Annotated in this window: 5 protein-coding genes; all 5 read right to left on the bottom strand. The window is 73.0% G+C overall.

Annotated features, from left to right (window positions below):
* Positions 1-14: 14 nt before the first annotated feature.
* The 5 genes from J2S66_RS15710 to J2S66_RS15690 all read right to left on the bottom strand — a co-directional run bounded on the left by J2S66_RS15710 (position 15) and on the right by J2S66_RS15690 (position 12,657).
* The gene (locus J2S66_RS15710; RefSeq protein WP_310307810.1) at positions 15-7,739 is read right to left on the bottom strand and encodes an alpha/beta fold hydrolase; all 7,725 of its coding nucleotides are present in this window, start codon (positions 7,737-7,739) and stop codon (positions 15-17) included.
* Positions 7,740-8,154: 415 nt separating this feature from the next.
* Positions 8,155-8,643 carry a YbaK/EbsC family protein gene (locus J2S66_RS15705; RefSeq protein WP_310307808.1) on the bottom strand — a complete coding sequence of 163 codons (489 nt, stop codon included), beginning with the start codon at positions 8,641-8,643 and terminating at the stop codon, positions 8,155-8,157.
* A gap of 153 nt (positions 8,644-8,796) precedes the next feature.
* Positions 8,797-9,528 carry a hypothetical protein gene (locus tag J2S66_RS15700; protein WP_310307807.1) on the bottom strand — a complete coding sequence of 244 codons (732 nt, stop codon included), beginning with the start codon at positions 9,526-9,528 and terminating at the stop codon, positions 8,797-8,799.
* Positions 9,529-9,541: 13 nt separating this feature from the next.
* Positions 9,542-11,221, bottom strand: coding sequence for a PLP-dependent aminotransferase family protein (locus J2S66_RS15695; RefSeq protein ID WP_310307805.1), 1,680 nt, complete (start codon positions 11,219-11,221; stop codon positions 9,542-9,544).
* 41 nt (positions 11,222-11,262) lie between these two features.
* Positions 11,263-12,657, bottom strand: a complete 1,395-nt coding sequence (locus J2S66_RS15690; protein ID WP_310307804.1) for a M20/M25/M40 family metallo-hydrolase — start codon at positions 12,655-12,657, stop codon at positions 11,263-11,265.
* Between the last annotated feature and the right edge of the window lie 115 nt (positions 12,658-12,772).

Genomic DNA, 12,772 nt, shown 5'->3' with positions numbered 1-12,772 from the left:
GCGGATGTGCGTGATCAGTAGTCCGACAGCAGCGAGTGCAGGTCCCCGAGGCGCTGGTCGGGCCTCGCTATCGCGGTCAGCGGCACGTCCTTGCCGAACACGCGGGCGAAGTCGCCGCGCATCCGGACGAAGTCCAGCGAGTCGAGCCCGAGGTCGGCGAGCTGCTTCGACTCGTCCCACTGGTGGACGTAGCCGTTGAGGAACGCGTGCACGGGGTCGTCGTGGCGGTCGTCGGCCCGGGGCGCGGCCGGTGACTTCGGCGCGCTCAGGACGACCTCGGCCGGTCGGGCGCGGTCGGGCCGCCGACCGGCCGGCAGCATCGACACCAGCGGTGTGCCCGCCCAGGGGCCGCGCCCCCAGTCCACGTCGCAGGCCGCGAAGTGGCGCCCGGCCGCGCCGGACAGCTGCGCGCCGACGACCCGGCCGAGCAGGGCCAGCGCGCGGCCCGTGGTCAACGGCGTCTCGCCGCCGTCGCGTGCCGCGTCGAGCGCCCTGGTGTTGCGCGCCGCCATGCCCACCTCGCCCCAGGTGCCCCAGGCGACGGACACGACGGCGGGGCCGTCGTCGGGCGCGGACCACGTGGCGCGGGCGTCCACCCAGGCGTTGGCCGCCGCGTAGTTGGCCTGGCCCGCCGAGCCGAGCAGGGCGCTGGTGGAGGAGAAGGCGGTGATCCACGGCGCGCCGCACGCCCGGCCGAGGTCGACCAGCCCGGCCAGGGCGAGCTTGGGCGCGAGCACGGCGTCGAACCGGGAGGCGTCCAGGTTGGTCAACACGCCGTCGTCCAGCGCCCCGGCGAGGTGCACGATCCCGGCCAGCGGACCGATACCGGCCGCCGCGTCGAGCGGCCGGGCGAGGTCGAGTTCGACGAACCGGACGCCCCGGCGCAGGTCGACGGGTGCCGTCCGGCCGGTCACGATCACCCGTTCGGGGGCGACGCCCTGGGTGTGCAGCAGCCAGTCCACGACCACCCGTCCGATGCCGCCCGTGCCGCCGGTGACCAGGTAGCCGCCCTCGGCCGCGCCCAGCGTGCCGGGCGGCAGGTCCGGCAGCGCGGCGGGCAGGAGGCGGCGGCCCAGCAGGACCCCGCCGGACAGGGTTCCGCCGGACGGGGCCCCGCCGGTGAGCAGGTCGGCCTCCAGCGGGTGGCGGGACACCGACCGCAGCAGCTCGCGCACCAGCAGGTCGGGCACCGGGTGGTCCACGTCCTCCGGCAGGCCCCGCACGTGGACGCGCTGCACCGCCAGGCCGGGCTCCTCCAGCGCCAGCGACCGCGTCAGGCCGGCCACCAGGCCGCTGTTCGGGCGGGCGGGCACCACCAGGACCAGCCGGCCGCGCGCCCCACCGGTGACGAGGGACCGCGCGAGGTCCAGCAGCACCGCGCAGTGCCGGTTCGCCGGCACGTCCGGGGCCGGTCGCAGCAGCACGGCCGCCTCGGCGTCGGGACCGGTCAGGGTGTCGAGCAGGAACCGGGTCGTCGCGGCCGTCCCCGCGCGGTCGAGGTCGGTCCACGGGATCTCCCGCGGTCCGGTCGTCGGCGCGACGGGCGTCCAGCGCACCTCGTGCAAGGCGTCCCCGGCGTCGGCCGGGGCGAGGCGGTCGAGGAGGGCGACGATCTGCTCCAGCACCCGCTCGCGGCGGTGCAGCATGAAGTCGTGCGAGCCGGTGTGCAGGTGCACGTCCACGACCGGGCTGCTCGTGACGTCGGCCCACTCGTGCGCGGACGCGGCGGGGAACGACGGGTCGTCCGTGCCGCAGTGCACCTGGAGCGGGCAGTCCAGCACCGGACCAGGCCGCTCGGCCACCCGTTGCGCCGAGCGGGCGTCGAACGCCAGGTCGGCGCGCAGCAGCGGCAGGACGTCCCGCTGCCACCGCTCGTCGTCGCGCAGCTCCTCGGGCACCATCAGGAACGACTCGGCATCCGCGGCGACCACCTCGCCGGCGAGCGGGGCGCGGCCCACGGCGGACACCGCCAGCACCCGGTCGCGCCAGTCGGCGAGCGGGCCGCTCAGCAGGTCCAGCACGAGCGACGCGCCGAAGCTCAGGCCGCAGAACGCCACGGCGCCGGCGCCGGCGTCCGCCCGCAGGTCGGCGGCCAGCTCCGCGAGCGCCGCCGCGTCGTCGCCCGACCGGGGCGGTCCGACCGCGACGACGTCCAGCCACGCGGGGGCGGAGCGCGCCCACGACCGGAACGCGGCCGGGCCGCCGCCCGCGTAGGGGAAGCAGTACAGCGTGACCCGCGCACCCGGCTTGGCGGTGTGCCGGACCAGCCGGCCCGGCGCGTCCCCGGCGGCCGGTCCGGGGTCCCGGACCTCGTCGTCGACGTGGATGGACGCCTGGGGCCTCGTCCAGTGGCTGGTCCGGTCGAAGCTGTAGGTCGGCAGCGGCCGGTGGGTCGGCCGGCGTGCTCCCGGGCGGTCGTGGAACGCCTCGAAGTCCAGCTCGACGCCCTGGCACCACAGCTGCCCGAGTGCGTCCAGGAACGCCACCTCGTCGTCCGCGCCGGGGTCCTTCGCCCTCGGCATGGTCGCCACGGGCGTCGACGACGCGTCGCCGAGGTGCTTGAGCAGCTTGTGGGTGAACGAGGTGAGCACCGCACCCGGCCCGATCTCCAGCACGATGTCGGGTTCCCACTTCAGCAGCGCGGCCACGTCGTCGCGCCACCGCACGGTCGACGTGACGTGCGCGCCCCAGTGCGCGTCGGGCCGGTGGCGGGGGGCGAGCCAGGTCCCGGTCAGGTTGGCCGCCAGCGGCACCTCGGGCGCGCGGGCGTCGAACCGCGCCGCCGCGGCGGCGACCCGTTCGGCGACCGGGGCCACCAGGTCGCTGTGGAAGGGGTGCGACACGGGCACCGACCTGCACGTCGCGCCGCCGCGCGCGAGTGCTTCCGAGATTTCCCGCAGGGCGGGCTCCGTCCCCGACAGAACGATCTGACCGGGCGCGTTGACCGCGGCGAGCCACACGTCCTCCCGGCTGTCCACCAGGTCGAGGAGCACGTCCTCGTCGCCGACGACGCTGAGCATCCCGCCGACGCGCCCGCCGCCCTCGCCGACGAGCTCCTCGGTGGCCAGCGCCCGCACCGCCACCAGTTCGGCGGCCTCCTCCAGCGCCAGCACGCCCGACACGACGGCCGCGGCGTACTCGCCGATGCTGTGCCCGGCGACGGCGACGGGGACGACGCCGACGTCCACCAGGGTGCTCGCGAGTGCGTACTCCACCGCGAACAGGCCGCACTGCGTCGTCGTCGGCCGCAGCACGGAGGTGTCGTCCGCGCCGAGGACCAGGGCCGCCGGGTCGTCCGGCAGGTGGGGGGCCAGTCGCGCGCAGGCCACGTCGAAGTGCCGGCGGAACCGGCCGCCGTCCGCGCCGCCCCGGTAGAGGCCGCGCGCCATGCCCGCGGTCTGCGAACCCTGCCCGGAGAAGGTGAACGCCACGGTGGCCGCGTGCCCCGTCGGCACGGTGGTCCGGGGCGGCTCGTCGCGCAGCCGGCGCAGGGCGTCGAGGTCACCCGCGGGGACGACGGCGCTCGCGCGCAGGGTGTGCGACTCGCGGCGGACGTGCAGGGACCTGATCGCGGGGCCCAACTCGTCGGCGGGCAGGCCCTCCAGGAACCGTGCCAGCGCGTCGGCGTTGCGCCGGAACGCGCCCTCGCTCCGCGCGGACACCGTGACCAGGTGCGGGGTGCGGGGGTCCGGTCCGCCCGGTTCGACCGGCGGGGCCTCTTCGAGCACGACGTGCGCGTTCGTGCCGCCGATCCCGAAACTCGACACCCCCGCGCGCCGGGGGAGCTGGGTCGCCGGGTCGGCCACGGTCCACTCCTCGAGGGCCTGCTGCACGGTGAACGGCGAGCCGTCGGCGTCCACGTGGTCGACCAGCTTCGGGTTGAGCGTCGCGTAGTTCACCGTGGGCACCAGCGTGCGGTGGTGCAGGCACAGGACCGCCTTGATGAACCCGGTGATGCCCGCCGCGCAGTTCGCGTGGCCGATGTTGCCCTTGACGCTGCCCAGCGCGGTGCGGGCGCCCGCCGGCGCGTCGGGGCCCCGGTGCTCGGCGAACGCGTCGTGCAGCCCCTTGACCTCGATGGCGTCGCCGACGTGCGTGGCGGTCGCGTGGCACTCCACGTACGACACCTGCTCTGAGCCGATGCCCGCCATGGCGATGGCGTCGGAGATGCACTGGGTCTGGGCCCGCGCGCTCGGCGCGGCGTAGCCCGCCTTCAGCCGGCCGTCGTTGGACACGCCGAAGCCGGTGAGGACGGCCCAGACGTGGTCCCCGTCCTCGATCGCCAGGTCCAGGCGTTTGAGCACGACCGCGCCGACGGCGTCGCCGAACAGCGTGCCGCTCGCCGCGTCGTCGAACGGGCGCACGTGGCCGTCCACGCTGCCCACCAGACCTTCGGCGTAGCGGTAGCCGAAGTTCGGGAAGGTGATCGACGACCCGCCGGCCACGGCCATGTCGCACTGGCCGGACGTGATCGCCTGCGCGGCCTGCGCCACCGCGACCAGTGCGCTGCTGCACGCCGACGTCACGGTCACCGCGGGGCCGCCGAGGTCGAGCAGGTAGGCAACCCGGGTCGCGACGTAGTCCTTCTCGTTGCCGATCTCGGTGAGGAACACCCCGGCCGGGTCCAGCGGGTCCTTGAGGCTGCCGCCCTCCAGGTGGTGGATCAGGTAGCCGTCGATGCCGCACGCCGCGAACACGCCGGTGCGCCGCCCGTAGGGGTTGCCGCGCCGCGCGTACCCGGCCTGTTCGAGCGCGGCCCACGCCGTCTCGACGAACACCCGGTGCTGCGGGTCCATCATCACGGCCTCGCGCCGTCCGATGCCCCAGAAGCCCGCGTCGAACTTGTCCGCGTCGTCGACCACCTGGGCCGCGGGCACCCACTCCGGGTGCGCGAGGACCTCCTCCGGGACGCCCTTGGCGCGCAGGCGCTCGGCGCTGAACGTGGTCAGCGAGTCCACGCCGTTCTTGAGGTTCTCCCAGAACGACTCGACGTCCGGCGCGCCGGGGAAGCGCCCCGCCATGCCGACGACGGCCAGCCGGGTGGTGTGCGGGCGGCGGGCGCGCGCCGTGGCGGCGGCCGGGCCGGAACCCCGCGAGCAGTGCTCGGCCATGGCCCGCACGGTGCTGTGCTGGAAGACGTCGACGACGGGCAGGGAGATGCCGAACCGCTCGGCCAGCACGCCCGACAGCCGCGACGCGCTGAGCGAATCGCCGCCCAGGTCGAAGAAGTTGTCGTCGGGCTCGGCCCTCGGCACGCCGAGCACCTCCTGCCACGCCCGCGCGACGCGCTGTTCCATGGTGGTGGGCGCGGCGCCGCCGCGGTCGGCCTCCTCGCCGTCCTCCTCCGGCGGCGGGGGCAGGGCCGACAGGTCGAGCTTGCGCGAGTCGCCCTTGCCGATCGGCAGCGCGTCGAGGCCGATGAAGTGCCGCGGCCGGGCGTACTCCGGCAGGTCGCGCCTGGCCTTGCGCTTCGAGCGGGCCAGCACGGTCTCCGAGGGCCGGCCGCCCTCGCCCACGACGTAGGCCAGCAGGCCCGTCGGCTGGTTCGTGCGGCTGTCCAGCACCGGCCGCACGATGACGCGGGACACCCCGTCCTGGTCCTCCAGGACGTGCTCGACGGCCCGCAGCGACACCTTGAACCCGCGCACCTTGACCTGGTCGCCGGTGCGGCCGAGGATCTCCAGGCCGCCGTCCGGCAGGAACCGGGCGCGGTCGCCCGTGCGGTAGAAGGTGTGCCCGGCGAACGGGGAGCCGGCCAGCGCGGGCGGGCACGGCACGAACCGCTCGGCGGTCTTCACCGGGTCGTCGAGGTAGCCGTCGGCGACACCGGGACCGGCGAAGTGCAGCTCGCCGACGCCGCCGCGGGGCACGGGTTCGCCGTCGGCGTCGAGCAGCACCGCCGCGCTGCCGTCGAGGACGCGGCCGGCGGGCGCGAACGCCGACCGGGTGACCGCGCCGGCGGGGCGGGGGAGCAGGTCGGCGAACGAGACGTCCAGGCACTCCCACGTGCTGTAGGAGTTGACCAGCCGCACGTGCGGCGGCAGCAGGGCGGCGGCCTTGTCGACGACCCGGGTGGGCACGACCTCGCCCATCAGGAACCAGACTTCCATGTGCGCCAACCGGTCCACCAGCGTCGGACCCACGACGGGGTGGTCGAGCAGGGTCTCGAACAGCGAGGGCGGCACCACGGCGCGGGTGATGGCGGACCCCTCCAGGGTGTCCACGAGCCGCACGGGGTCGAAGATGTGGTCGTCCGGGATCACGACCGCCGACCTGCCCGCCAGCAGCGGCCTGAGGCACTCCCAGGCGAAGAAGGCGTTCAGGCCGTCGCGGGAGGTCTCCGCGTACGGGTACAGCCCGTAGCGGGCGTCGAAGCAGTAGAGGCAGCCGAGGTGGTTGTTGAGCACCGCCTTCGGCGTGCCGGACGTGCCGGACGTCATCGAGATCAGCGCGATGTCGGTCGGCTCCACCTCGGGGAACGCCACCGGTTCCCGCCCGTCCGCCGGGGCGTCCGCCCAGCGGTCGCGGTCGAGCACGAGCACCCGTCCCGGTTCGCGGAACGCGGCGGGGAGGAGGTCCACGAGCTCCGGGGTGGTCAGCACGACCCGGACGTCGGCGCTCTCCAGGAACCCGGCGAGCAGCGAGGGCGGCCAGTTCTTCTCCAGCAGGCACGCGGGCGCGCCGAGGCCGAAGCAGGTGAGCAGGCCGACGCAGTACTCGGCCGAGTGGGGCAGCAGCAGGCCGACGACGTCACCCCGCGTGACGCCCGCGTCGGTCAGGTCGGCCGCCAGGGCCGTCGCGCTCGCGTCGAGTTCGCGGTAGGTCCACTGCCGGGGGTGATCAATGAGCGCGAGGACGTCGGGCTGTGACACCACGTGTTCCCGGAAACGCGCCCAGATCGTCCGATCGGGTTTCGGGTACGCCGTTCCCGTGATGCTGATCGACGGGCCGACGTCCTTTTTCACCTGATCGAGATGTGCGCTGATGCTGTCCAGCAGAGAGGCTCGCCCGGTAACGGTGAAGAAATGACCGCCGGGCAGGATCTCGGTGTCGAAGTGTGTTGTGCCGGTGAAGTGCTGCCGCCACGCCCGCAGTTCTCCCGGGGTCACCGTCCGGTCCTCGGAACCGCCGTACACGACGCACCGGACGGCCAGTCGGCGACCGGTCGCGTCACCGGTCGCGCAGACGTGCTCCTCGTCGAGCCGGAGGTCGTCGCGCAGGGGTGGGAGGATCAGCCGGAGCAGTTCGTCGTCGGCCAGGAGGTCTTCCGGGACGAGCCCCCACGCGCGCACGAGGTCGACGAACTCGGCCTCGGGTAAGGAATGCCGCGCCGACTCGCCCCACGGCAGGTGCGGCGCCCGGTGCGCGGACAGGAACAACGCCCCGGGGGTGCGCAGGCCCTCGTCGGCCAGGCGGCGGGAGACCTCGAACGCGACCAGCGCGCCGAAGCTGTGGCCGAAGAACGCGAACGGCGTCCCGTCGTCGTGCCGCACGACCAGGTCGGCCAGGTCGTCCACGAGTTCCCGCCATCCCGCGTGCGGACGTCCGCCCAGGTCACGGCCCCGGCCGGGCAGGGTGTACGAGACGACCTCGACGTCCTCGGGAAGCCCGTCGGGCCACTCGGCGAAGCTCTGGTGCCCGCCCCCGGCGTGCGGGAAGGCGAACAGCCGCAGGGCCGCGTCCTCGCGCCGGGCGAGCACGACGGCGTCCGCGCCGTTCGCGGCGCTGGGTTCTGTCATGGGGTGCAGCAAGCAACAGCTCCCTCGTGAAAGCGGCGGGCCATTCGCGCGCGAAACTGGCACCGGATTCAAGGTAACTGCATCGGGTGGTGGTCGTTGATGGCGTGGACGCCGCTGTCCCGATGTGCCGCCGACTGCTGACAAGAATTCTGCCAGAAGGCTTTGCGGTATTTATATGTGAATATTCGTCGTGATAAATTGAAAGTAGCAGCGTGCCCGGACCGCGTCAAGCGGCTGTCCGGCCCCCGGCGCATTTGAGAAGCCCCGGGGGCGCGATAGCCGGGGCCTTGGCGGGGACTACCTCGTGCAGGTGGGCGCGCCGGGTCGTCAACCGGTGGCGGCGCGTCATCACGAACCTGCGGGAATGCTTCGGGGGGCGTCCGGAGAGCGGGCGCGGCCCGGGTCCGGCGGCCGCTCAGGCCTGGGCGATGGGCTCGACGGTGGGCTTGGCGATGGCCTCGTAGTCCGCCGTCGCCAATGCGATGGAGCGGTCGAACCGGGCCGCGTTGAAGAACACCTCCGGGTGCTGGAGCACCTCGGGGTCCACGAACAGTTCCATCCGCTCGTCGAACGAGAAAGGGGGAATCGTCCCGACCGGGGTCCCGGCCAGCTCCTCGGCGGCTTCCGGTGGGGCGAACCCGGCGTAGGTCCCGCCGAACAGCGCCTTGACCTTGGTGAAGTCGACGCGCTTGTGGCCGGGGATCACGGCAGCCGCGTAGCGGGTGACCTTCTTGCCGACCTTGACCATCACCACGATGCACTTCGCGGCCTGGCGCTGGTCGTACCCCGCGAGTTGGCTGACGACCTCGGTCACGGCCTCCGGCGCGTGCTCGATCACCCGGTAGGTGGCGTCGTGCTCGTCCAGCAGGGCGATCAGCTTGTCGTGCGCGGTGTCGGAACTCATGTGTGTCGGCCAACTTCTCTCGACGGCGCGGTGGTGCGGGCATCATGCCAGACCGCGGTGGTCGAGCCGTCCTTCGGATCGCTGCCCCGATCGGGTGATGGCGCGGCGGGGTGGCGCCGGGTCGACCGACCCGGCGCCACCCCGCCGCGAGGGTCAGACGGAGGCCGCGTCCAGTGCCGCGAGGAGGCGGACGGAGTAGTTGGTCGGGCCGTTCAGCTCCTCGGTGTCGAACCAGCGGGTGGAGGTGATCTCCAGGGTGGCCTTCTTCCCCTGCGCGCCCAGTGCCCGCACGGTCGTGCCCGGCGGGATCGGGGTCGTGGTGGGGGAGTGGTCCTCCTCCACGTCCTGGAGGTCCACGAGCACGCCGGCCTCCAGTTCGGCGGACGTGAGGTCCGACTCGACCACCCTCACGTCGGCCAGCAGCTGGTAGTCGGGCTTCTTGGTCATGTAGTGCGTGACGTGCGCCTCCGAACCGTGCGCGAACAGCAGGTACCGGGGTTCGGGCGGGTACTCGTCGGCGTCCCGGAACGGCCGGTTGTGCAGCACGGTCGTGATCTCGACCGGGACGCCGGTCACGATCGTCGTGGGGTGCCCGAGGTCGTTGTCCACCACCTTGAGGATCGTGCCGGTGAACCTCCGGTCGGCCACCATCTCCTGGAGCAGCAGCCTCTCGTCGTTGACGACGACGAACGTCGCCGTCGGCGCCGCCTGCTGGGCGTCGACGTAGGCCTTCTTGACGTCGGCGCCGAACCCGAACGTCGCGACCACCTGGTAGCGGTGGGCCGCCATGGTGAACATCGCCAGGTGACCGCCGTACACGAGTCGGTCACCCATCAGCACGAAGCCGTGGATGTCCGGTGTCTCCTCGTCGTGGGACTTCGTCATGAGCCGGTCCTCCCTAGAAGGCGTTGCCGGAGACGCGCACCAGCGCCAGGCGGGCGATGTCGCCGGTGTCGGCCGAGCCGTCCACGTAGTTCGCCAGGTCCGCGCCGCCGCGCTGCGTCGGCACGCTGACCGGGCTGGACTTGGCCAGGTCGGCCGCCAGGTCGTCGATCACCTGCTCCGTGACGTGGGGCATCACGTACAGGTGCGCGTAGTGGACGACCGAGTCCCCCACCTTGAGCGGGATCGTGGCCAGCGAGTACTTGTGCACGAGGTCGGGCGGCGGCTGCTTGAACCGCACCGTGAGCGCCAGTGGCGTGCGCGCCGCCTCCCAGGTGCCGCCCAGCTCCTTGAGCCTCCTCTCCGCGTGGTCGGTGACCTCCAGGGCCCGGCGGATCATCGTCATCTGCTCGCGCTCGGAGTGCTTGGCCAGGAAGTGCCACATCACCAGTGGCGAGAAGGCGTTGCGCGACCCGCCGAACGTCGTGTCCGGCGACCCGATCACGGCGGGCTGCTCGGGCGGCTGCATCTGGAGGTTCGCCTTGGTCATGAACACGCCGCACGGCCAGGGCGCGCCGGGGTACTTGTGCCCGCTGGTGACGATCGAGGCGACCTCGGGGATGCGGAAGTCGAACTTCGGGAGCGGGGTGGTCGGTGCGATTTCGCCCGCGTCGACGAGCTTCTCGATGAACGGCGCGTAGGTCGCGGCGAGCGCGCCGTCGACGTGGATCCAGTGGCCGGTGCGCTCGTCGACCAGCTCGTTGCCGTTCTCGTCGCGGCCGTAGCGCACCTTGCGCTTGTCCAGCCCGTACCGGGCGAAGATCGGCCGCAGCCGGTCGCAGATGGCGCCGACGTCGTCGTAGGCGCCCTTGAACGTGCTGCCGTAGTTGAGGTTGATCACCACGGGGTGGCCCATGCTCGCGAAGAACTCCACCAGCGTCGCCAGCTTGTCCACGTCGATGCTGCCCGGTCCGCCGTCGCCGCCGGCGGACGGGACCTCGTGGTCCCACGGTTGTCCCGGGTTCAGCGGGTTGGCGTACGGGTACATCTTGCTGCCGACCTCGTAGAAGTTCGGGATGTTCAGCACCCGCAGCGCCTTGGCCACCGAGTAGTGCGTGTCCTGCGAGTAGAAGCCCACGGGGGAGTAGGCGTTCTGGTTGTCGGCGGGCGCGGTGTCCTGCACCCAGACGTACTGCGCGCCGCCGCCCTCGGCCGGCTCCCGCATGAGGGTCTTGCCGGAGAGGTAGTCGCGCGCGTTCCACAGGGCGTAGTTGTTGCCCTCCGAGGAGCCCATGGTGAGCACGTAGCCCCAGTAGGCGTCCTTGGGCACCTCGCCGTCGACCTCGGTGCGCGGCTTGCCGTGCCACAGCTTGGCGTAGTAGTCCAGGACGGCGCGCTCGGCCCACCGCGTGTGCAGGGTGAAGTGCGAGTCCTCGAACGGGTCGCCGACGTTGTTGAAGTGGTAGTCGAGGAACCGGGCCATCGGCTCGCGCAGCTTGAGGTCCTCGTTGGTCTGGTAGCCGAGGAACCTGCCCTGGAGGTCGGCGAAGTAGTTCTCCAGCTTGTCCAGCACCGCGTTGCGCTGCGGCTCGGGCACGCCTTCGGGAGGGAGCGCGAAGTCCTGGTCCGTCGGGCTCGGCGCGAAGTCCGCGCCCGTTGTGCGCGCGCGGCTCCGTGCCTGGTCTGCGATGGTCATGGTCGCCTTCCTGTGGTGGTTCGCCCCCGGGTGGGGGCCGTTCAGCGGCGGGGCCCGGCGAGCGCGTTCAGCAGCAGCGCCTCGGCGAGCGTCATGCGCTCCAACTCGGACCTGCTGACGCTCTCGTCGTCCCCGTGGATGTTGGCCAGCGGTTCCTCGCAGCCCCACAGCACGATGTCCGAGCCGGGGTTGGCCGCGTGGAGCGCGGAGACCAGCGGGATGGAGCCGCCCTGGCCGGCGTGCGCGACGTCGTCGGTCCCGTAGGCGGTCTTGAGCGCGGTCTCGACCGCGGCGTGGTACGGCCCCCGGTAGGCGGCGAAGCCCTGGCCGAGGCTCACGGGCTCGACCTCGCGCACGACCGCTTCCGGGGCGTTGGCCCCGATGTGCTCCTCGATCGCCCGGAGGGCGGCGTCCGGGTCCTGGTTCGGCGCGAGGCGCACGCTGATCCGGGCGGTCACCTCCGGGTGCAGCACGTTCGCGGGCCGGTCCATGCTCGGCGCGCCGCGCAGGCCCACCACGTTGAGGGCGGGCCGGCCGAACAGGCGCTGGGCGAGCGTGCCGGTGCCGACGAGGTCGACCCCAGGTTCCACGCCGGCGTTCTCGCGGTACTGCTCCTCGGGCACGGCCGGCCAGTCGTGCTCGAAGCGGGTCAGGCCGGGGACGGCCACGTCGCCGTTCGCGTCGTGCAGCGTCGACAGGAGCCGCGCCAGCACCATGAACGCGTCGGGCGCCGGCCCGCCGTACATGCCGCTGTGGACCTCCTTGGCGAGCGTCCTGACGGTCACGTCCACCACCAGGATGCCGCGCAGGGTCGAGGTGAGGGCGGGCAGGCCGACCGCCAGGTTCCCGGTGTCGGCCACGACGACCAGGTCGGCCTTGAACCGGGGGTCCCCGGGGTTGTCGGCGAGGTAGGAGTCCAGGACGCTGCCGCTCTCCTCTTCCCCCTCGACGACGACCTTGACGTTGACGGGCAGCCCCGACCGGGTGTCCCGCAACGCCTTGAGGGCTCCCAGGTGCATGACGACGCCGGACTTGTCGTCGGCCGCGCCGCGCCCGTAGAGGCGGGTGTCGCCGCCGGCCGCGACCTCCTTGGGCACGAAGGGCTTCGTGACCTGCCACGTGGACTCGTCGGCGGGCTGCACGTCGTAGTGCGCGTACAGCAGGACCGTCCGCGCGTCGTCGGTGTCCGCGCGCTGGTCCGCGTACACCAGGGGAGCGGAGGTCTTCCCCCCGTGGGTGATGGTGGTGACGCCGGCGCTGCTCAGGCCGACCGACCGGAACAGCCCGACGATCGTCTCGGCGGTGGTGCGCAGCGGCGGGTCCGGCCGGTCGGCCGTGGACTTGTGCTTCACCAGGTCGATCAGCGCCTGCCAGAACTCGGGGGCCGAGTCGCGCACGTGGTCGTGCAGACCCTCCTCGGAGGTGACCGCGGTCATGGGGGTCCTTCCCGTGGATGTGCGGGCGGTGTCGAGGAGTGTCCACTCCGGACCGGGCGCCACGCGGGATCGGGATCTGACTGCATCGTGGCACCGCGACGGCGGTGCCCGACAG

Source organism: Saccharothrix longispora (assembly GCF_031455225.1).
Classification (GTDB): Bacteria; Actinomycetota; Actinomycetes; order Mycobacteriales; family Pseudonocardiaceae; genus Actinosynnema; species Actinosynnema longispora.
The sequence above is the reverse complement of the archived record's forward strand: the minus strand, read 5'-3'. Positions and strand labels throughout refer to the sequence as shown.